The sequence below is a fragment of the Pseudomonas sp. PDM25 genome (assembly GCF_019219045.1).
In the GTDB taxonomy this organism is placed as follows: Bacteria; Pseudomonadota; Gammaproteobacteria; order Pseudomonadales; family Pseudomonadaceae; genus Aquipseudomonas.
In genome coordinates, this window is record NZ_JAHUWL010000004.1 from 408,787 (window position 1) to 428,144 (window position 19,358).

Sequence of the window (19,358 nt, forward strand, 5' to 3'; positions counted from 1 at the left end):
AACCCCCTGTGGGAGCGGGCTTGCCCGCGAAGGCGGCCTTCAATTCACCACAGCCCTGACTGCTAAGCGCTGGCCTGAGCCTTCAGTTGAGATTCCTCATGATGATCCAGCGCCCGCTCCACCAACAACTGCACCCCCTCCGCCATGCGGCTGAGCGCCAAGGCTACAGAGCGGCGTGAGCCTTCCACATCGTCCGCCAGATCGGCCGCAATGGCGCTGATGGACAGCAGGTCTTCGGAGGCATTGGTCAGAAGGGCTTCGGTGTCGATATCGGGGGAGACGGTGAAGAGGTGATGTTTGCGGCGCTTGCCCGGTTTTTCAGGGGGTGGGAAATAGTAGGAAAAGACGCGGTCGGCGGCTTCCTTGAGTTTTTCGGCTTCGAGGGAGGCTTCGGAACCGGTATCGGTTTCCGGGGGATTGGGAGTTGGCTTGAACATAGTGAAGCTCCATTTAATGAGTTTCAGCTGCTCCATCGGGTTCCAATCGAAGGGGTGGCAGCTGTACGCGGGTTGGAACCCGGGCAAACGGACAAAACCCGACAGACACTAAGGTCTCCCGCGCACAGCCGCCATAACGGAGTGCACACATTAAAGGTGCGCAAGCATACGTTATGAAAGGCGCTATTGCCTCGTTAACACCACGGGGTTCCAATCCCGGTCGCTGAGGTTGGCAGCGACACACAAACGATAAAGACCAACGCAAAACCGCACCAGTCAGCGGGTTCCGGCATTGCTGTAGGCAGCGACGCCAGGCTGTGTAGCCTCACACCACTCCTGCGGACAAACTTTTAAACACAAAACCCAAGCTGTCGGACCTTCCTGCAAACCTCCTATCCACAAAGGTTTCTGCGTTCAGGTTGAAGATTCCCAAAAAGGGACCTATCGTTCCCTTTTTGGGACTTATCGGTCGTTGCCGTGAAAAACCTGTCATTGAGCGAAGCCTTGTTCACCACCACCCAGCAAAAAGTGCTGGGCCTATTGTTCGGTAAACCCGACCGAAGTTTTTACGCCAACGAGATCGCCCGCTGGGCTCAAGTGGGTAAAGGCAGCCTCATGCGCGAGCTGGATCGGTTGCAGCGGGCAGGCGTGCTGACCATGACCCGTCAGGGCAACCAGACCCACTATCAAGCCAATCCCGACTGCCCGATCTATGCCGAACTGCTGGGCATTGCCCGTAAAACCTTTGGTATTGCCGAGCCTTTGCGTCAGGCGCTCCAACCCTTTGCCGAACAGATCACCTGGGCATTTGTGTACGGCTCGATCGCCAAGGATCAGGCAAACGCATCCAGTGACATTGATCTCATGCTGATCGGCGAGGGCCTGCACTACAGTGAAGTGATGGAGCGGCTCATGCCGATGGAAGAGCAACTGGGCCGCCCCCTTAACCCGACGCTCTACACCCCCGACGACTGGGCCGCGAAACTGGCGGCTGAAAATAGTTTTGTCGTGCGGGTAGCGCAGCAGGACAAGATCAATCTGATGGGGGGAAACCCTTTGGAGTCCAAGGATGGGCAGCAACGAGAACCTGGAGAATCTGTTACGTAGCGGTGGACTGAAAGCTGAGCCGCCGGATCGCAAGGAATGCGAAGGATTGATGCGTTCAGCTGTGGATCGATTGAAAGACGCGCAAACGTCTTCGCTTTCCTTCGCGAGTCGTTTCGACCTGGCTTACAACGCTGCCCATGCCCTTGCACTGACGGCTCTTCGCTTGTGCGGCTACCGTTCAGACAAGCGATATCTGGTGTTTCAGTGCCTGGTTCATACCGCTGATATTGGCAAAGTACAGGTTCGGCTATTCGCCCTGTGTCATGAGCGACGAAACCTGGCGGAGTACGAAGGCTATATGGATGAAGATCCGGCGTTGTTGGCGCAGCTATTGGAAAGTGCCGAGCAGTTGCAGATTCGTGTGCAGCAGCAGATGACCGGACTGTAATGCTCCGTCATTGAAAACTGCGGGGATTGTTCCGGCCTCTTCGCGAGCAAGCCCGCTCCCACAGTGTCCGTGTCGTGCTCAAGTCCTGAGTCGTCCACAATACCGGTGGGAGCGGGCTTGCTCGCGAAGGCGTCAGCGCGGGCAACGAATCCCGCCCGTCAACCATTACCCTGACCGTAACAATCCAACACTCCGCTTGATTGATGCCCCCACTCAACGCTCCTAAGGTGACTCCCACGACAGCGAACCCGTGGAGTGGTCATGACAACAACAATATCCCCCGACTCGCGATGGACGCGGCGGCGCAGCGAAAAGCAGCGGCGTCTCGAGCTGGTACGGGGTCTCGCCGACGGTGTGGTCCTGCCCACCGACAAAATCGTTGCGGCGCTGGAGGCTTTGATCTTGCCCGGCGACCGTGTGGTGCTGGAGGGCAACAACCAGAAGCAGGCGGACTTCCTGTCCCGCTCCCTGGCCAAGGCCGATCCCGCGAAGCTGCATGACCTGCACATGATCATGCCCAGTGTCGGCCGTTCCGAGCACCTGGACCTGTTCGAGCGCGGCATCGCCCGCAAGCTCGACTTCTCCTTCGCCGGCACCCAGAGCCTGCGCATCAGCCAGCTGCTGGAAGACGGCCTGCTGGAAATCGGCGCGATCCATACCTACATCGAGCTCTATGCGCGACTGGTGGTCGACCTGATTCCCAACGTCGTGCTCTCGGCCGGTTTCATGGCCGACCGTGCCGGCAACATCTACACCGGCCCAAGCACCGAAGACACCCCCGCATTGATCGAACCGGCCGCTTTCAGCGACGGCATCGTCATTGTTCAGGTCAATCAACTGGTGGACGATGTCAGCGACTTGCCTCGCGTCGACATCCCGGCCTCCTGGGTCGATTTCGTGGTGGTGGCCGACAAGCCGTTCTACATCGAACCGCTGTTCACCCGCGACCCACGCCACATCAAGCCTGTGCATGTGTTGATGGCGATGATGGCGATCCGCGGGATCTACGAAAAACACAACGTCCAGTCCTTGAACCACGGCATCGGTTTCAACACTGCTGCCATCGAACTGATCCTGCCGACCTACGGCGAATCCCTCGGCCTGAAGGGCAAGATTTGCCGCAACTGGACCCTTAATCCGCACCCAACCTTGATCCCGGCCATCGAAAGTGGTTGGGTCGAAAGCGTGCATTGCTTCGGCACCGAATTGGGCATGGAAAACTACATCGCCGCCCGGCCCGACGTGTTCTTTACCGGCCGCGACGGCTCCCTGCGTTCCAACCGGATGTTCTGCCAACTGGCCGGGCAATACGCGGTGGACCTGTTCATCGGCGCCACGCTGCAAGTCGATGGCGACGGCCATTCCTCCACCGTGACGCGCGGCCGCCTGGCCGGTTTCGGTGGGGCGCCGAACATGGGCCATGACCCACGCGGTCGTCGTCACGGCACCCCGGCCTGGCTCGACATGCGCCATGACGATGCGCCCGAAGCGCTGCTCGAACGCGGCAAAAAACTCGTGGTGCAAATGGTCGAGACTTTCCAGGAGGGCGGCAAACCGACCTTCGTCGAAACCCTCGACGCGGTAGAAGTGGCGAGAAAAAGCGGCATGCCGCTGGCGCCGATCATGATCTACGGCGACGACGTCACCCACCTGCTGACCGAAGAAGGCATCGCCTATTTGTACAAAGCGCGTTCGCTGGAAGAACGTCAGGCGATGATCGCGGCCGTGGCCGGGGTCACCGTCATCGGCCTGCGCCACAATCCGAAAGACACCGCGCGCATGCGCCGCGAAGGCCTGATCGCCTTGCCCGAAGACCTCGGCATCCGCCGCACCGACGCCACCCGCGAATTGCTCGCCGCCAAAAGCGTGGCCGATCTGGTCGAGTGGTCCGGTGGCCTCTACAACCCGCCCGCCAAGTTCAGGAGCTGGTAATGCACGCATTTAACCTGCAACCGAAAACCCTGTCCCTGGCTGAGCGGCTGGCGGATCTGGCCGTGGACGCACTGATCGACGAAGCGGACCTGTCGCCGAAACCGGCGCTGGTCGACCGTCGTGGTAATGGCGCTCACACCGATTTGCACCTCGGCCTGATGCACGCTTCGGCGCTGGCCCTGTGGCCTGCGTTCAAGGAAATGGCGGAAGCGGCCATCGAGTTCGGCGAAGTCGGTTTGCCGCTGCGCGAAGCGATTGGCCTGATCGGTCGTGAGGGCGAAGAAGTGATGCTCGCCACCACGGGCGGCGTGAACACTCATCGCGGGGCGATTTGGGCCTTGGGCCTGTTGGTCGCTGCTGCCGCGTTGGAATCCACGAATACCAAGGCAAGCGCTGTGACTGTGCGCGCCGCACGTCTGGCCTTGCTCGACGACCGTTACGCGCCGCGTCCTCTGAGCCACGGCGCGCAAGTCGCCCAGCGTTATGGCGCACGCGGTGCCCGTGAAGAAGCGCAGCTCGGTTTCCCGGCAGTGATTCAACGGGCGCTGCCGCAACTCAAACACAGCCGCGCCGCCGGTCATGGCGAGCAGAACGCCCGGCTCGATGCCTTGCTGGCGATCATGACGAATCTGGCCGACACCTGCGTGCTCTACCGTGCCGGCGAACAAGGCCTGCAGACCATGCAACTCGGCGCCCAGGCCGTGCTCGATGCGGGCGGCAGTGCCAGCCTCGCCGGCCGCCGTCGTTTGCATGACTTGGATGAACAACTGATCGCGTTGAACGCCTCGCCTGGCGGCGCTGCTGACTTGCTCGCCGCTTGCTTGTTCATCGACCGCATCGAATCCGGAGCTTTCTGATGGAAACCCTATCTTTTGAATTCCCCGCCGGGCAGCCGCCACGCGGCCGGACGCTGGTGGGCTGTGTCGGCTCGGGCGATCTGGAAGTGCTGATCGAACCCGGCCAGGCCGGCAAACTGACGATCAAGGTGCAGACCTCGGTCAACGGCGCCGAACAACGCTGGCAGCATCTGTTTGCGCGGATGTTCGATGGTCAGACACCGCCGGCAATGGCCATCGATATCCACGATTTCGGCGCGACGCCGGGTGTGGTGCGCTTGCGTCTGGAACAAGGCTTTGAGGAGATCGGCCATGACTGATCTCCTACGCAAACATAGCTTCGTCGAACTCGGCGCCCGACAACGAGCGAAAGCCTTGCTCGACGCCGGCACCTTCCGCGAATTGCTCGACCCGTTTCAGCGTGTCATGTCGCCATGGCTGTTGCGCCAGGGCGTGGTGCCGCAAGCGGATGACGGCGTGGTGATCGCCAAGGGCAGCATCGGCGGTTTGCCGGTGGTGATCGCTGCCATCGAAGGCGCATTCCAGGGCGGCAGCCTCGGTGAAGTCGGTGGGGCGAAGATTGCCGGTGCGCTGGAACTCGCCGCCGAAGACAACCGCAATGGCATTGCGACCCGCGCCGTATTGCTGCTGGAAACCGGTGGCGTGCGTTTGCAGGAGGCCAACCTCGGGCTGGCGGCGATTGCCGATATTCATGCGGCGATTGTCGACCTGCGCCAATACCAGCCTGTTGTGGGTGTGGTGGCCGGCAGCGTCGGTTGCTTTGGCGGGATGTCGATTGCCGCCGGGTTGTGCAGTTATCTGCTGGTGACCCAGGAAGCGCGGCTTGGCCTGAACGGTCCGCAAGTGATCGAACAGGAAGCGGGGCTTGAGGAATACGACTCCCGTGATCGTCCTTTCATCTGGAGCCTGACCGGTGGCGAGCAACGTTTTGCCAGTGGTTTGGTGGATCGTTTTGTCGTTGACGACGTGGCGCAGGTTCAACAGCAGGTCAGTGAATTGCTCAAGCAAGGTTTGCCGGAACAGCAACGCAGCCGTCAGGCCGAATGGTTCCTGCAACGACTGGCTCGTCTGGACGCCGAGCCGCAAATCGAGCCGTCGACGGTTCGCGATCTGTATCAAGGAGAGCGCTCATGAGTTCGTATTCCCTGAGAGGTTTGAACTGGTTCAACGCCTTGAGTGCAGGCGCCAAACCGGTTGATGGTTTGCCCGCTTCGTTGAAGGTTGCCGACGGTGTATTGGGTGACCAACCCGTTCGCTTTATCGCGGTGGTGGCTGATCCCGACAACCGTTTCGTCCGCGCCCGCAATGGCGAGGTCGGGCTGCTGGAAGGTTGGGGACTGGCCAAAGCCGTGGATGACGTCATCGCAGCGGATCTGGATAAACCGCAGAAACGCGCCTTGATCGCCATCGTCGACGTGCCGAGTCAGGCCTACGGTCGGCGCGAAGAAGCGCTCGGCATTCATCAGGCCTTGGCCGGTGCCGCAGACAGTTATGCCCGCGCCCGACTGGCCGGCCATGCCGTGATCGGTTTGCTGGTGGGCAAGGCGATGTCCGGGGCGTTTCTGGCGCATGGGTATCAGGCCAATCGGCTGATCGCCCTGCGCGATCCGGGCGTGATGGTGCATGCGATGGGCAAGGCTTCGGCGGCGCGGGTGACGTTGCGCAGCGTCGAAGAACTCGAAGCACTGGCCGCCAGCGTGCCGCCGATGGCGTACGACATCGACAGTTACGCGAGCCTTGGACTGCTTTGGGAAACCTTGTCAGTGGAACAGATCGAGCAGCCGACGGCGGCGGATCTGACGCGGGTGACTGAATGCCTGAACCAGGCGATTGGCGATGTCGCCACCAGTGGCCGAGACCTGAGCAGCCGCTTGGGCGCGAGCAACCGTGCGGCGTCGAGCCAGGTTCGCCAATTGCTGAGAGCGCAGTGGTGAACACGCTTCTGGCCCACGACCTGCTCTGGGGGCTGACCCCGGAGCAGTTGCCTGCGGATGCGCCTTCGTGGGCGATCGAGTCGATCAGTGCGGGTCAACCGGTGGTGGTTCGGCGTGCGTTGAGCGCGGCGGATCACATCGCGGTCGGCGTGCGTGGGCGCTTGCGTGAGCAGCGTTATGCAACGGTGATGTCGGTCGATGCAATCCAGCGTCAAGTCCGGCCGGAAGCGCTTTGTCATGTCGCGATTGATCGGGATTTACCGGCAGTGCGCGCCCTCAATCAACTGCGGCCGATGCTCGATTCCTGTGAGTGGGTGTGGGGTGTCAGTGGCAGCGCCGGGTTTGAATTGGCCAGCGGTTTTCAGGCGTTGCACGAGGGCAGCGATCTCGACTTGATCCTGCGTACACCGCAGCCGTTGGATCGTGTGCAGGCGCAGGCACTGGTGAAGCTTCTCGATGTTGCTGTCTGCCCGGTGGACATGCAGTTGCAGACTCCATTCGGTGCAGTCGCCTTGCGTGAATGGGCCGGCTCTGCACGTCGGGTTTTGCTGAAAAATGCGAGTCAGGCTGTTCTGGTGATTAACCCTTGGAACCCGCAGGAGCAAGCAGCGTGAGCAGTTTGCTGGTGTTCCCTGGCCAGGGCGCGCAGCAGCCGGGCATGCTGCATCGTTTGCCTCGGGAAACAGTGAACGAGGCAAGTGAAGTCCTCGGGGAAGACGCTTTTCTTCTGGATTCTGCCGAAGCGCTGAAGTCGACAAGAGCGGTTCAGCTCTGCCTGTTGATCGCTGGCGTCGCGGCTTCCCGCCAGTTGTTAATGACGGCGGATTACGTGGCGGGATTGTCCATCGGCGCCTACCCGGCAGCGGTGGTCGCCGGTGCCCTGAGCTTCAGCGATGCGCTGCATCTGGTGAGCCTGCGCGGTGAACTGATGCAACAGGCTTATCCGCAGGGCTATGGCATGACCGCGATCATCGGTCTGGACCTGGCCACGGTGGAAGAGTTGCTGGCGCAGGTTCACAGCGTCGACACGCCGGTTTACCTGGCCAACATCAACGCTGATAACCAAGTGGTGATTGCTGGCAGCGATGGCGCGATGAAGGCCGTCGCCGAGTTGGCCAAAGGTCGCGGTGCTGGCCTGGCCAAACGCCTGGCCGTCAGCGTGCCGTCCCACTGCCCACTGCTGGACACACCTGCGAAAACCCTGGCCGACGCCTTCGCCAAGGTGCGGCTGAAAACACCGACGCTGGGCTACCTGAGCGGCAGTCGCGCCCGGCCCATCATCAACGCCGACGCCTTGCGCGACGACCTGGCGTTCAACATGTGCCGCGTCGTCGATTGGCGCGGCACGGTACAAAGCGCCTACGAGCGCGGCGTACGTCTACAGATCGAACTGCCGCCCGGTGCGGTGCTGACCGGGCTGGCGCGCCGGGTGTTCGAGCAGGGCACCGTGATTGCCTTCGACGGTGCGCGGCTCGATACCTTGCAGGCGCTGTTGCGTGAGGAGGGAAGCCGCCAACCCTAGAACACCGACTCAGGCCTTCGAACAACAAAAACAACATTCGACGATGCACTTTGAGGACAACAACAATGATTATTTACGGTGTGGCGCTGTTAGCGATTTGTACGCTGGCAGGGGTGATCGTAGGCGACATGCTCGGCGTGTTGCTGGGCGTGAAATCCAACGTCGGCGGCGTCGGGATCGCGATGATCCTGTTGATCTGCGCGCGGTTGTGGATGCAAAAACGCGGCGGCATGACCAAGGATTGCGAGATGGGCGTCGGCTTCTGGGGCGCCATGTACATTCCGGTGGTGGTCGCGATGGCTGCGCAACAAAACGTCGTCACCGCCCTGCACGGCGGCCCGGTGGCGGTGCTGGCGGCGATCGGTTCAGTGGTGATCTGCGGTTGCACCATTGCCCTGATCAGCCGGACTCACAAAGGCGAACCGTTGCCCGATGAACCGGCGCAAGTAACGCCGGTCGGCACGCCAGTAGGAGGTCGCTGATATGTGGGAACTCATTGAGAAGGGGCTGACCAATAACAGTCTGGTGACGGCGTTCGCGTTCGTCGGCGTGATCATGTGGGTGTCGGTGGTGCTGTCCAAGCGCCTGACGTTCGGACGGATTCACGGTTCGGCGATTGCCATCGTCATCGGGCTTGTTCTGGCCTGGGTCGGCGGTACGCTGACGGGCGGGCAAAAAGGCCTGGCGGACCTGACGCTGTTTTCCGGCATCGGCCTGATGGGTGGCGCGATGCTGCGGGACTTTGCGATCGTCGCCACGGCGTTCGAAGTGCAAGCCACCGAAGCGAAAAAGGCCGGTTTGATCGGCGTGATTGCGCTGTTGCTGGGCACGATCCTGCCATTCATTGTTGGCGCAAGCATGGCCTGGGTGTTCGGTTATCGCGATGCGATCAGCATGACCACCATCGGCGCGGGTGCGGTGACCTACATCGTCGGGCCGGTGACCGGGGCGGCGATTGGCGCCAGTTCCGATGTGGTGGCGTTGTCGATTGCCACCGGGTTGATCAAGGCGATTTTTGTGATGGTTGGCACACCGATGGCCGCACGCTGGATGGGGCTGGATAACCCACGCTCGGCGATGGTGTTTGGTGGGCTGGCTGGCACCGTCAGCGGTGTGACAGCCGGGTTGGCGGCGACGGATCGGCGGTTGGTGCCTTATGGCGCGTTGACGGCGACGTTCCACACCGGGCTTGGGTGCTTGCTGGGGCCTTCGTTGTTGTACTTCATTGTTCGCGGGATTGTCGGCTGACTTCAGATTCTGAGTTGTCTGGATTGACGCCATCGCTAGCAGGCTAGCTCCCACAGGGGAATAAGGTTTGCACTTCCACTGTGGGAGCCAGCCTGCTGGCGATTGATGCCAACTCGGTCTCAAGCCTGGCGGTTCGCATACATCCGACACTCCGCCAGCAACGCCAACAGATTCGGATCCCGCTCCTTGGCCTTCAAGAACACCACGCCAATGTGCTGCTGCAACCGATACTTTTCCTGCAACGGAATCAGCTTCACCCGGTTCTCATACACCGCCGCAATCCGTCCCGGCAGCAACGCATACCCCACGCCCGAGCTGACCATACTCAGCAAGGTGAAGATGTCGTTGACCTGCATCGCCACCTTCGGTTCGAACCCCGCCTGCTTGAACACCCGATTACCGTCCTGGTGCGTGGCAAAGCCCTGGGTCAGGGTAATGAATGTCTCGTCGCGCACTTCTGCAAGGTCGACTTCGGTCCGTTGGGCAAACTTTGAATCCGCCGGTGTGGCGAGAAAGATGTCGTCGGAAAACAGCGGGATCTGCTCGCAGTCAGGGTCGTTGACGCTCTCGTCCAGCGACACCAGGATCGCGTCGACTTCCATGTTCTTGAGCTTGTACAGCAGGTCAAAGTTCGAGCCGAGGATCAGGTCGATGTTGAGTTCGCTGCGGCGGATCTTCAGGCCCATGATCAGCTGCGGCACGGTTTTCACCGTCAGCGAATACAGCGAACCAAGCTTGAAGCGCTCAGCGGAGAACCCGGCGGCTTCGCGGGTCAGGCGCACGGTTTCGACCACGTCCTGAATCAGCTTCTGCGCCCGTTCTTCCAGTACATAAGCGCTTTCGAGTGGGGTCAGGTTGCGACCTTCGTGTTTGAATAGCGGGCAACGCAGGGCGCTTTCCAGGGAGTGAATGGCGCGGTGCACGCTGACGTTGCTGGTTTGCAACTCGGCAGCGGCGCGGGCCAGGTTGCCGGTGCGCATGAAGGCCAGGAACACCTCGAGTTTTTTCAGGGTCAACTCTTCATCGATCAGCATGGGCCAGACTCTTATTCGAATCGCTCGATTGTGCCCAATTGGCTAACGTTTGGCTCGATGGCTTTTGTAGGCGCAGCCTCGTTTCACTCGACAGCTCCTGCACAGCTCCTACATCTTGAGGTGAGCAATACATGTATCACGGGGAAAGATTGAACGCCTGGACGCATCTGGTCGGGGCGGTGGCAGCGGTTGTCGGGGTGGTGTGGATGCTGGTGATCGCCAGTATGGACGGCAGCCCGTGGAAGATCGTCAGCGTGGCGATTTACGGGTTCACCTTGTTGGTGCTTTACAGCGCGTCGACCGTTTACCACAGCGTGCGTGGGCGCAAGAAAGCGATCATGCAGAAGGTCGATCACTTTTCGATCTACCTGTTGATTGCCGGCAGCTATACGCCATTCTGTCTCGTGACGCTACGCGGGCCGTGGGGCTGGACCCTGTTCGGAATTGTCTGGGGATTGGCGCTGATCGGCATCCTGCAAGAGATTAAACCGCGTTCCGAAGCGCGGATTTTGTCGATCGTGATCTACGCGGTGATGGGCTGGATCGTGCTGGTGGCAGTCAAGCCGTTACTGGCAGCGTTGGGCCCTGTCGGTTTTACCTGGTTGGCGTCGGGCGGGGTGTTGTACACCGTGGGCATTATCTTTTTTGCCCTCGATCATCGTCTGCGCCATGCCCACGGGATCTGGCATCTGTTCGTGATCGCCGGGAGTCTGCTGCACTTCGTGGCGATTATGTTTTACGTCGTGTAGACCGCACTGCTGCTACCTGCAAAACCTGTGGGAGCGGGCTTGCTCGCGAAAGCGTCAGGTCAGTCGACATCATCGCTGACTGATCCACCGCATTCGCGAGCAAGCCCGCTCCCACAGGGATACAGGTGATCCAGCTGCGCCTGCGCTCGTCGGCTGAACACCTGCAACAAGTCGCTCAGGGTGTGGGGCGGCGGTTCGTCGGCGCGGGTCACCGCGTACAGGGTGATCGGTAACGCTGGCGCCAAAGGTCGAATCGCTGTGGTGGCGGGGGACGCGCCGAGCGCGGTAAACGGGTCGATCACCGCCAGCCCGGCACCGGATTCAACCATCGCCCGCGCCAGCGAATAGGTCTGCACGGCGATGCGAACCCGTGGCGGCGGCTCGACCGCCTCAAGGTAGCTGTCGAGCCTGGCCGCCAGCGGGTCGGCGCTGGACAGGCCGATCAGCGGCGCACCGGCCAGTTCGATCAATGGCAACGGTTGGCCCAAGGCGTCGTCGGCCCAATAACCCAACGGCGCCAGCGCCACTAAAACCCCGCAGGCCAACACCTGCGCCTTCAGGCCCGGGTGATCCGGCGGCTGTAAGGTCAGCGCGACATCCACTTCGCGCATCAACAAGTTCTGCATCAGCTCACGGCTGTGGGCGCTGGACAGTTCGCAGACGATGTCCGGGTAGCGTTGCGTCCACTCGTTGATGGCTGGCGGCAGCAGCGACAGGGCCAGCGCAGGAATCGCGCCGATCCGTACGCTGTGACCCGGCTCGCGCCGCAGGCTCTGGGCCAGGCGTCGCACGCCTTGCAGGCTTTCGGTGACCTTGTCGACTTCGCGCTCAAGCTCTAGCGCTTCGGGCGTGGCCTGCAATTTACCGCGCACCCGCAGGAATAACGGGAAGCCCAGTTGCTGCTCGGCGTGTTGCAGCACTTTGCTCACCGCTGGCTGCGACACGTGCAGCAACTGCGCGGCGCCACTGACCGAGCCGGTCTGGCGAATGGCCTGGAAAATCTCGATGTGTCGCAGTCGCATGGCAAGTCCATAACCTTTGTTTATGGGTCAGGCATCTTTATGCATTGTTCAACGCCTGTCACCTGGTCCTAATCTGAAGCCTGTTTCAACAACGGTTAAGGACAGACATGGCTCAGCGGGTTTGCATTATCGGTGGCGGCGTCATCGGGCTGACGACGGCATACGCACTGGTGCGCGACGGCATCGACGTGACGTTGATCGAGGCCCGGGACTCGCTGGGCAGCGAGACCAGTTTCGCCAACGGCGGCCAGTTGTCCTACCGTTACGTCGCGCCGCTGGCCGATGCCGGCGTACCGCTTCAGGCGCTTGGCTGGATGCTGCGCGGTGACTCGCCGTTGAAGCTGCGTCCGCGCCTGGACCCGGCGCAATGGCGCTGGATGGCGTCCTTCCTGGCGGCCTGCCGTCGTTCGGTGAATCAGCGTAACGGCGCGCACCTGCTGCGTCTGGCGCTGCTGAGCCAGTCCACGCTGCAAGCCTGGCGCGAAGAAGACCGCCTCGACGGTTTCGACTGGCGGCGCAACGGCAAACTGGTGACGTTCCGTGAAGCCGCCAGTTTTGAGCATGCGCGCCATGGCCTGGCCGATCCGCAACAGCAGCACGTGCTGTCGCGGGCCGAATGCGCCCAACTGGAGCCAGCACTCGCCGAGGCGCCGTTTGTGGGCGCGATTTATACCCCCGACGAAGAGGTCGCCGATTGCCATGCGTTCTGCCAGCGATTGATGGCTCGGCTCCAGGCCTCGGGGCGTTGCGAGTTTTTGCTCGGGCGCAAGGTCACTGGCATTCGCCACATGGACGGCGCGGTACAGGCCGTCGAAATGGGTTCGCAGGTGCTGCCGGTCGAGCAACTGGTGATTGCCGCCGGCCATCGCAGTCCGGCGCTGGCGCTGCCCGGCATGAACCTGCCGCTGTATCCGCTCAAGGGTTACAGCCTGACCTTGCCCATCCGCGCCGAACATCGTGCGCCGGAGCTGAGCATCACCGATTACAACCGCAAGATCGTTTACGCCCGCCTCGGTGACCAATTGCGCGTGGCGGCGATGGTCGACATTGTCGGTTTCGACCCGGCGCTCGACCCCAAACGCCTGGCGCTGATCAAGCGCCAGGCACAGGAAACCTTGCCCAACGCCGGTGATTACGACGCCGCCATCGAGTGGGCCGGTATGCGCCCGGCCACCCCCAGCGGCGTGCCGTTGATCGGGGCCACGGCGTACCGCAACCTGTGGCTCAACCTCGGCCATGGCGCCCTGGGTTTTACCCTGGCCTGTGGCAGCGCCCAGTTGCTCAGCGAGTTGATCGCCCGGCGCGCACCTTCAATCGAAATGCAGGGCCTCGCCCCCCGCGTCGCCTGACTTGAAAAGGAAAAACCGATGAGCATCAACCGTATCCACAGCAACAGCCGACTCTCTGGCGCGGTGACCTTTGGCGATCTGGTGTTTCTCTCGGGACAGGTCCCGGGTGACAGCACCGACGTCACCGGCCAAACCGCCGAGGTGCTGGCGAAGATCGACGCGTTGCTGGCCGAGGCTGGCAGCGACAAGGATCATCTGCTCAACGCGACCATTTACCTGAACGACATTGGCCGCGATTTCGCCGCCATGAACGAGGTCTGGTCGCAGTGGTTGTCGCCGGGCATGGCGCCGACCCGCACGACTTTGCAGGCGCAACTGGCTCGTCCAGAGGTCCTGGTGGAAATCACCGTGATCGCCGCCCGCCGCTAATCGTTTAAACCCACAACGGAGAATAACAATGCAAAAAATCACGTTGATCGGCTGCACCCTCGGCCTGCTGCTCGCCAGTCAGGTCCAGGCCAACGAAGCGCCACTGACCGGCACGCTGAACAAGGTCGCCAATGCCAAGAGCATCACGCTGGGCTATCGCGACGCGTCGGTGCCGTTCTCCTACGTGGGCGATCACACCGGGCAGCCGATGGGCTATTCGGTAGACCTGGCGAGCAAGATTGTCGAGCGCATCAAGCAAAAGCTTGAACTGCCGGATCTGCAGGTGAAGTACAACCTGGTGACCTCGCAAACGCGCATACCACTGGTGCAGAACGGCACGGTCGACCTTGAGTGCGGCTCCACCGGCGTGACCGCCGAGCGCATGCAGCAAGTGGCGTTTTCCTACGGGTTTATCTACGTGAAGGGGCAGTTGCTCACGGCGAAGGACAGCGGCATCAAAAGCTTCGCCGACCTGCGCGGCAAGAACGTCGTGACCACCGCCGGCACCACCAACGAGCGGTTTCTGAAGAGCTACAACGTCGATCACAAGATCGATATGTTCGTGATCAGCGCCAAGGACCACGGCGAAGCGTTCCAGATGTTGCAGTCCGGTCGGGCGGCGGCGTTCTATATGGATGACGCGTTGCTTTACGGCGAACGCGCCAAGGCCCGCGATCCGCATAATTGGGTGGTGGTGGGCGAGGAGCAGTCGCGGGAAATCTACAGCTGCATGGTGCGCAAGGGCGACCCGCAGTTTCTCGAATTGGTGAACTCGACCCTCGCTGATCTGTACAGCTCGGGCGAGATCAACGGCATCTACCAACGCTGGTTCCAGCAACCGATTCCACCCAAAGGCCTGAACCTTGAATTCCCGATGACCAGCGAGTTGAAAGCGATTATCGCCAAGCCGGTGAGTGATCCGGTGCAGTAGTTCCTGAACGATCAGATTCTGTTTTGTGTCTTGTAGATCGCGTCGCCGGCCTTCGCGAGCAAGCCCGCTCCCACATTTGATCTGTGTCGTTCAGAGATCAAATGTGGGAGCGGGCTTGCTCGCGAAGAGGCCCTAGAAGTCGCCCCACAGTTGTTGCGCCACCGCCAACGCCACGACGGGCGCGGTTTCGGTGCGCAACACGCGGGGGCCGAGGCGGGCGGCGTGAAAACCGCCAGCCTTGGCCTGCTCGACTTCCGCATCGGACAACCCACCTTCCGGGCCAATCAAAAACGCCAGCGTCGCCGGTTTCGCATGGCTCACCAACGGCTCAGCCACCGGATGCAGGACCAGTTTCAATTCGGCCTGCGTCTGCTTCAGCCAATCGGCCAACAGCAGCGGCGGATGAATCACCGGCACCCGTGAACGCCCGCATTGCTCGCACGCGCTGATCGCAACCTGGCGCCAGTGCATCAGGCGTTTGTCGGCGCGCTCATCTTTCAACCGGACTTCACAGCGGTCGCTAAAAATCGGGGTGATTTCCGTGACGCCCAGCTCGGTGGCTTTCTGAATCGCCCAATCCATCCGCTCGCCACGGGACAAGCCCTGGCCGAGATGGATCGACAAGGGCGACTCGACCTGCCCGGCGAAGCTTTCATCGATCTGCACGACAACGCGCTTCTTGCCGACCTCCACCAGCGTGGCGCGAAACTCGTGGCCCGAGCCGTCGAACAGTTGCAGCGCATCACCCTCGGCCATGCGCAGCACGCGGCTGATGTAATGGGCCTGGGCCTCGGGCAACTCGTGTTCGCCGGTGCTCAAGGGGGCGTCGATAAAGAAGCGGGACAGTCTCATGCTGGGTCTCTGGAAAGTATTAATCATCTGAATCGGTGTCGACTTCATTCGCGAGCAAGCCCGCTCCCACATTGGAATACGGTCAACTGTGGGAGCGGGCTTGCTCGCGAAGGCGGCGGCCCGGACACCACAGAATCCCAAATAACCTAGCCCGGATCGCGGAAGCCCGGGTGGAAGTCTTTCGGCACCGAAACACTGACGCTGTCGCGGGTCGCGATGTCGATGCCTTCACTTGCCACTTCAGCCAGAAAGTCGATCTGTTCAGGCGTGATCACGTACGGCGGCAGGAAGTACACCACGCTGCCCAACGGTCGAAGTAAAGCACCACGCTCCAACGCATGCTGGAACACTTTCAAGCCGCGACGTTCCTGCCATGGATAAGCTTCCTTGGTGGCCTTGTCCTTGACCATCTCGATGGCCAGCACCATGCCGGTCTGGCGTACTTCCGAAACGTTCGGGTGATCGGCCAGGTGCGCGGTGGCGCTCGCCATGCGCTGAGCCAGCGCCTTGTTGTTCTCGATGACGTTGTCTTCTTCGAAGATATCCAGCGTCGCCAATGCCGCCGCGCACGCCAGCGGATTGCCGGTGTAGCTGTGGGAATGCAGGAAGGCGCGCAGGGTCGGGTAGTCGTCGTAGAAAGCGCTGTAGACATCTTCGGTGGTCACGCAGGCCGCCAACGGCAGGTAACCGCCGGTCAGGGCCTTGGACAGGCAGAGGAAGTCCGGGCGGATGCCGGCCTGTTCACAGGCGAACATCGTCCCGGTGCGGCCGAAGCCGACGGCGATTTCGTCATGGATCAGGTGCACGCCATAGCGGTCGCAGGCTTCGCGCAGCAGTTTCAGGTACACCGGGTGGTACATGCGCATGCCGCCGGCGCCCTGGATCAGCGGCTCGACGATGACGGCCGCGACGGTGTCGTGGTTTTCGGCCAGGGTCTGTTCCATGGCAGCGAACAGGTTGCGCGAGTGTTCTTCCCAGCTCATACCCTCGGGGCGATGGTAGCAATCGGGGCTCGGCACCTTGATGGTGTCCAGCAACAGCGCCTTGTAGGTTTCGGTGAACAGCGGCACGTCGCCCACCGACATCGCCGCCATGGTCTCGCCGTGGTAGCTGTTGGTCAGGGTGACGAAGCGCTTCTTGTTCGGCTGGCCGCGGTTGAGCCAATAGTGAAAGCTCATTTTCAGCGCGACTTCGATGCAGGACGAACCGTTATCGGCGTAGAAGCACCGGGTCAGGCCTTCCGGCGTCATTTTTACCAGGCGCTCGGACAACTCGATCACTGGTTGATGACTGAAACCGGCAAGGATGACGTGCTCCAGCTGATCGACCTGATCCTTGATGCGTTGGTTGATCCGTGGGTTGGCGTGACCAAACACGTTGACCCACCAGGAGCTGACGGCATCGAGGTAGCGTTTGCCTTCGAAGTCTTCCAGCCAGACGCCTTCACCGCGTTTGATCGGGATCAGTGGCAGTTGTTCGTGGTCTTTCATCTGGGTGCAGGGATGCCACAACACCGCGAGATCGCGTTGCATCCACTGATTATTCAGGCCCATTTTCAGTCTCCTCGAGGCGGCTCGCGACGTGCGCGGGCAAACAATCGCGCAAGCCTATGCAATGCGTGACGTGGGGACAACCCATTGTCTCAATTGAGCTACTTTGTATAGGTGGATAGACGTCGCTGGCGGCCTTTTGATGGCTGACGTATTCTTCGCGGTTCTTTGAGCCGTCTGGCTCGTAAAACCGCTATTTCCTACGTGTATTTCCGGAGTTCGCTGAATGTCTGCTGGTTGGCTGCGCGCCTGTGCGCTGGTGATGTTGGGGCTGTTCAGCGTGTCTGCGCTGGCCAAGGATAAAACGGCGATCGTGATCGGCGGAGGGCTGTCTGGCCTCACCGCGGCTTACGAACTGCAAAACAAGGGCTGGCAGGTCACCCTGCTGGAAGCCAAACCGAGCCTGGGCGGTCGCTCGGGCATGGCCACCAGTGAGTGGATCGGCAACGACAAGACCCAGCCGGTTCTGAACAAATACGTATCGACCTTCAAGCTGAGCACCACGCCAGCCCCTGAGTTCGTGCGGACCCCGGGCTACCTGATTGACGGTGAGTATTTCACTGCCGCCGATCTGGCCACCAAGCAACCGGCCACCAGCGACGCGCTCAAGCGTTACGAAAAGACCCTGGACGATCTGGCGCGCTCGATCGAAGACCCGCAGAACCCGGCGGCCAACAGCACACTGTTCGCCCTGGACCAGATCAACGTGTCCAACTGGCTCGACCGTCTGAATCTGCCGACCACGGCACGTCAGTTGGTGAATCAGCAGATTCGTACCCGTTATGACGAACCGTCGCGCCTGTCGCTGCTGTACTTCGCACAGCAAAGCCGCGTTTATCGTGGCGTTGCTGACCGTGACCTGCGCGCTTCACGCCTGCCCGGCGGTAGCCCGGTGCTGGCCCAGGCGTTCGTCAAACAACTGAAAACCATCAAGACCAGCTCCCCGGTCTCGGCGATCACCCAGGACAAGGACGGCGTGACCGTCAAGGTCGGCAGCGTTGGCTATCAGGCTGACTACGTCGTTGTGGCCGTGCCATTGCGCGCCCTGAACAAGATCCAGATGACTCCGTCGCTGGATGCCCAGCACATGGGCGCGATCAAAGGCACCAACTACGGTTGGCGCGACCAGATCATGCTGAAGTTCAAGACGCCCGTGTGGGAAAGCAAGGCGCGGATGACCGGTGAGATCTACAGCAACGCCGGTCTGGGCATGTTGTGGGTTGAGCCGGCACTGAAGGGCGGCGCCAACGTGGTGATCAACCTGTCCGGCGACAACGCGCGCGTCATGCAGGTCTTCGGCGACAAGCAGATGGTCGATCAGGTGCTGATCCGTCTGCACGCCTTTTATCCACAGGCACGCGGTTCGTTCACTGGTTACGAAATCCGCCGCTACAGCACCGATCCATCGATGGGCGGCGCTTACCTGGCCTTTGGCCCTGGCCAGATCAGCAAGTACTGGCGCCTGTGGGAACGTCCGATTCAGCGTGTAGCCTTTGCCGGCGAACACACTGACACCTTGTACCCGGGCACTCTGGAAGGCGCACTTCGCACCGGTCAACGTGCAGCCAGTCAGGTAGAAGACCTGGCGGCCGGCAAGTCGTTTGAACCGGCGAAAGTTGTTCCGGCAGCGACCGTTGCAGCGGCCGGCGCGGTGGCGGCGAAGAAAGGTAACTTCTTCACCAACCTGTTCGGTGGTTCTGACGACAAACCGGCACCCGTCAAGGCGCCAGAGCCAGTGGCTCCGGTTGCTCCGGCACCGGCCCCAACACCTGCGCCGGCCCCAGCGCCAGCACCGGTCGAAGCGCCGAAAGCAGTGGCCCCGGTGAAAGCCGAACCGGCCAAAAAAGCCCCGGCCAAAGCTGCAGCGAAAAAACCTGCGGCCAAAGCCGAGGCCAAAAAGGCCCCGGTGAAGAAAGCTGAACCGGCGAAGAAAGTAGCGGCCAAGCCCGCTGCGACTCCGGTGGCGGATACCAAAGCGCAGTAAGCTTTGGGATTAAAAAAACGCGGCAGAAATGCCGCGTTTTTTTATGCCTGAAGAAAACCAACATAAAGAATCGAATAAATATCAGGGCGCAGG

General features: G+C 61.3%; 21 protein-coding genes. 16 read left to right on the plus strand and 5 right to left on the minus strand.

What is annotated here, in order from left to right; translation table 11 throughout:
* Positions 1-62: 62 nt before the first annotated feature.
* The gene (locus KW848_RS10055) at positions 63-437 is read right to left on the minus strand and encodes a DUF6124 family protein (RefSeq protein WP_218536703.1); all 375 of its coding nucleotides are present in this window, start codon (positions 435-437) and stop codon (positions 63-65) included.
* A 477-nt stretch (positions 438-914) separates the two neighbouring features.
* Between KW848_RS10055 and KW848_RS10060 the strand changes: the two genes are divergently transcribed.
* From KW848_RS10060 to madM, 11 genes are all read left to right on the plus strand, one after another.
* Positions 915-1,544: a nucleotidyltransferase domain-containing protein gene (locus KW848_RS10060; protein ID WP_218536704.1), complete on the plus strand. Its 630-nt coding sequence runs from the start codon at positions 915-917 to the stop codon at positions 1,542-1,544.
* Positions 1,507-1,932 (plus strand): hypothetical protein, encoded by a 426-nt coding sequence (locus KW848_RS10065; RefSeq protein ID WP_076029438.1) that lies wholly within the window; start codon positions 1,507-1,509, stop codon positions 1,930-1,932. Before KW848_RS10060 ends, KW848_RS10065 begins: the two co-directional genes overlap by 38 nt.
* Positions 1,933-2,193: 261 nt before the next feature.
* Positions 2,194-3,864 carry a malonate decarboxylase subunit alpha gene (gene mdcA / locus KW848_RS10070; protein ID WP_008152587.1) on the plus strand — a complete coding sequence of 557 codons (1,671 nt, stop codon included), beginning with the start codon at positions 2,194-2,196 and terminating at the stop codon, positions 3,862-3,864.
* Positions 3,864-4,721: a triphosphoribosyl-dephospho-CoA synthase gene (locus tag KW848_RS10075; protein WP_218536705.1), complete on the plus strand. Its 858-nt coding sequence runs from the start codon at positions 3,864-3,866 to the stop codon at positions 4,719-4,721. The genes mdcA and KW848_RS10075 overlap by 1 nt, the downstream gene beginning before the upstream one ends.
* A complete protein-coding gene (locus KW848_RS10080; protein ID WP_008026217.1) occupies positions 4,721-5,020 on the plus strand; it encodes a malonate decarboxylase subunit delta in 300 nt (99 codons plus the stop codon). The genes KW848_RS10075 and KW848_RS10080 overlap by 1 nt, the downstream gene beginning before the upstream one ends.
* Positions 5,013-5,855 (plus strand): biotin-independent malonate decarboxylase subunit beta, encoded by an 843-nt coding sequence (locus KW848_RS10085; RefSeq protein WP_218536706.1) that lies wholly within the window; start codon positions 5,013-5,015, stop codon positions 5,853-5,855. Before KW848_RS10080 ends, KW848_RS10085 begins: the two co-directional genes overlap by 8 nt.
* A complete protein-coding gene (gene mdcE, locus KW848_RS10090; protein WP_218536707.1) occupies positions 5,852-6,655 on the plus strand; it encodes a biotin-independent malonate decarboxylase subunit gamma in 804 nt (267 codons plus the stop codon). The genes KW848_RS10085 and mdcE overlap by 4 nt, the downstream gene beginning before the upstream one ends.
* Positions 6,649-7,269 (plus strand): malonate decarboxylase holo-ACP synthase, encoded by a 621-nt coding sequence (locus KW848_RS10095; RefSeq protein WP_218536708.1) that lies wholly within the window; start codon positions 6,649-6,651, stop codon positions 7,267-7,269. Before mdcE ends, KW848_RS10095 begins: the two co-directional genes overlap by 7 nt.
* Complete coding sequence (gene mdcH, locus KW848_RS10100) at positions 7,266-8,177, plus strand: malonate decarboxylase subunit epsilon (RefSeq protein ID WP_218536709.1); 912 nt, start codon at positions 7,266-7,268, stop codon at positions 8,175-8,177. The genes KW848_RS10095 and mdcH overlap by 4 nt, the downstream gene beginning before the upstream one ends.
* Positions 8,178-8,242: 65 nt before the next feature.
* Positions 8,243-8,659, plus strand: a complete 417-nt coding sequence (madL, locus tag KW848_RS10105; RefSeq protein WP_123369130.1) for a malonate transporter subunit MadL — start codon at positions 8,243-8,245, stop codon at positions 8,657-8,659.
* Position 8,660: 1 nt separating this feature from the next.
* Positions 8,661-9,425, plus strand: a complete 765-nt coding sequence (madM, locus tag KW848_RS10110) for a malonate transporter subunit MadM (protein WP_218536710.1) — start codon at positions 8,661-8,663, stop codon at positions 9,423-9,425.
* 119 nt (positions 9,426-9,544) lie between these two features.
* On the opposite strand, the gene KW848_RS10115 is transcribed toward madM, so the two are convergent.
* Positions 9,545-10,459 (minus strand): LysR substrate-binding domain-containing protein, encoded by a 915-nt coding sequence (locus KW848_RS10115; protein ID WP_008033325.1) that lies wholly within the window; start codon positions 10,457-10,459, stop codon positions 9,545-9,547.
* 131 nt (positions 10,460-10,590) lie between these two features.
* On the opposite strand from KW848_RS10115, the gene KW848_RS10120 reads away from it, so the two are divergent.
* Positions 10,591-11,208, plus strand: a complete 618-nt coding sequence (locus KW848_RS10120) for a hemolysin III family protein (RefSeq protein WP_111448475.1) — start codon at positions 10,591-10,593, stop codon at positions 11,206-11,208.
* Positions 11,209-11,267: 59 nt separating this feature from the next.
* Here the strand turns inward: KW848_RS10120 and KW848_RS10125 are convergent, their stop codons facing one another.
* Positions 11,268-12,230: a LysR family transcriptional regulator gene (locus KW848_RS10125; RefSeq protein WP_218536711.1), complete on the minus strand. Its 963-nt coding sequence runs from the start codon at positions 12,228-12,230 to the stop codon at positions 11,268-11,270.
* Between the two features lie 107 nt (positions 12,231-12,337).
* Here KW848_RS10125 and KW848_RS10130 point away from each other — a divergent pair, with 107 nt between their 5' ends.
* From KW848_RS10130 to KW848_RS10140, 3 genes are read left to right on the plus strand one after another with little or no spacing between them, the layout of a single operon-like run.
* Positions 12,338-13,579: a D-amino acid dehydrogenase gene (locus KW848_RS10130; RefSeq protein WP_218536712.1), complete on the plus strand. Its 1,242-nt coding sequence runs from the start codon at positions 12,338-12,340 to the stop codon at positions 13,577-13,579.
* A gap of 18 nt (positions 13,580-13,597) precedes the next feature.
* Positions 13,598-13,948, plus strand: coding sequence for a RidA family protein (locus KW848_RS10135; protein ID WP_218536713.1), 351 nt, complete (start codon positions 13,598-13,600; stop codon positions 13,946-13,948).
* Positions 13,949-13,976: 28 nt separating this feature from the next.
* Entirely contained in the window at positions 13,977-14,879 is a 903-nt protein-coding gene (locus tag KW848_RS10140; RefSeq protein ID WP_111448479.1) for a transporter substrate-binding domain-containing protein, read from the plus strand.
* A gap of 132 nt (positions 14,880-15,011) precedes the next feature.
* On the opposite strand, the gene KW848_RS10145 is transcribed toward KW848_RS10140, so the two are convergent.
* Positions 15,012-15,731, minus strand: a complete 720-nt coding sequence (locus tag KW848_RS10145) for a 16S rRNA (uracil(1498)-N(3))-methyltransferase (protein WP_111448480.1) — start codon at positions 15,729-15,731, stop codon at positions 15,012-15,014.
* A gap of 146 nt (positions 15,732-15,877) precedes the next feature.
* Positions 15,878-17,284, minus strand: a complete 1,407-nt coding sequence (locus KW848_RS10150) for an adenosylmethionine--8-amino-7-oxononanoate transaminase (RefSeq protein ID WP_192409178.1) — start codon at positions 17,282-17,284, stop codon at positions 15,878-15,880.
* 223 nt (positions 17,285-17,507) lie between these two features.
* Between KW848_RS10150 and KW848_RS10155 the strand changes: the two genes are divergently transcribed.
* A complete protein-coding gene (locus KW848_RS10155) occupies positions 17,508-19,265 on the plus strand; it encodes a flavin monoamine oxidase family protein (protein WP_218536714.1) in 1,758 nt (585 codons plus the stop codon).
* Positions 19,266-19,358 lie beyond the last annotated feature (93 nt).

What these genes read in the sequence shown, in the direction of transcription:
- madL (WP_123369130.1), top strand. Translation starts at nt 8,243, where the DNA reads ATGATTATTTACGGTGTGGCGCTGTTAGCGATTTGTACGCTGGCAGGG.
- KW848_RS10125 (WP_218536711.1), bottom strand. Translation starts at nt 12,230, where the DNA reads ATGCGACTGCGACACATCGAGATTTTCCAGGCCATTCGCCAGACCGGC.
- KW848_RS10075 (WP_218536705.1), top strand. Translation starts at nt 3,864, where the DNA reads ATGCACGCATTTAACCTGCAACCGAAAACCCTGTCCCTGGCTGAGCGG.
- KW848_RS10145 (WP_111448480.1), bottom strand. Translation starts at nt 15,731, where the DNA reads ATGAGACTGTCCCGCTTCTTTATCGACGCCCCCTTGAGCACCGGCGAA.
- KW848_RS10150 (WP_192409178.1), bottom strand. Translation starts at nt 17,284, where the DNA reads ATGGGCCTGAATAATCAGTGGATGCAACGCGATCTCGCGGTGTTGTGG.
- KW848_RS10065 (WP_076029438.1), top strand. Translation starts at nt 1,507, where the DNA reads ATGGGCAGCAACGAGAACCTGGAGAATCTGTTACGTAGCGGTGGACTG.
- KW848_RS10055 (WP_218536703.1), bottom strand. Translation starts at nt 437, where the DNA reads ATGTTCAAGCCAACTCCCAATCCCCCGGAAACCGATACCGGTTCCGAA.
- KW848_RS10120 (WP_111448475.1), top strand. Translation starts at nt 10,591, where the DNA reads ATGTATCACGGGGAAAGATTGAACGCCTGGACGCATCTGGTCGGGGCG.
- mdcA (WP_008152587.1), top strand. Translation starts at nt 2,194, where the DNA reads ATGACAACAACAATATCCCCCGACTCGCGATGGACGCGGCGGCGCAGC.
- KW848_RS10080 (WP_008026217.1), top strand. Translation starts at nt 4,721, where the DNA reads ATGGAAACCCTATCTTTTGAATTCCCCGCCGGGCAGCCGCCACGCGGC.
- mdcE (WP_218536707.1), top strand. Translation starts at nt 5,852, where the DNA reads ATGAGTTCGTATTCCCTGAGAGGTTTGAACTGGTTCAACGCCTTGAGT.
- KW848_RS10155 (WP_218536714.1), top strand. Translation starts at nt 17,508, where the DNA reads ATGTCTGCTGGTTGGCTGCGCGCCTGTGCGCTGGTGATGTTGGGGCTG.
- KW848_RS10135 (WP_218536713.1), top strand. Translation starts at nt 13,598, where the DNA reads ATGAGCATCAACCGTATCCACAGCAACAGCCGACTCTCTGGCGCGGTG.
- KW848_RS10115 (WP_008033325.1), bottom strand. Translation starts at nt 10,459, where the DNA reads ATGCTGATCGATGAAGAGTTGACCCTGAAAAAACTCGAGGTGTTCCTG.
- KW848_RS10085 (WP_218536706.1), top strand. Translation starts at nt 5,013, where the DNA reads ATGACTGATCTCCTACGCAAACATAGCTTCGTCGAACTCGGCGCCCGA.
- KW848_RS10130 (WP_218536712.1), top strand. Translation starts at nt 12,338, where the DNA reads ATGGCTCAGCGGGTTTGCATTATCGGTGGCGGCGTCATCGGGCTGACG.
- madM (WP_218536710.1), top strand. Translation starts at nt 8,661, where the DNA reads ATGTGGGAACTCATTGAGAAGGGGCTGACCAATAACAGTCTGGTGACG.
- KW848_RS10140 (WP_111448479.1), top strand. Translation starts at nt 13,977, where the DNA reads ATGCAAAAAATCACGTTGATCGGCTGCACCCTCGGCCTGCTGCTCGCC.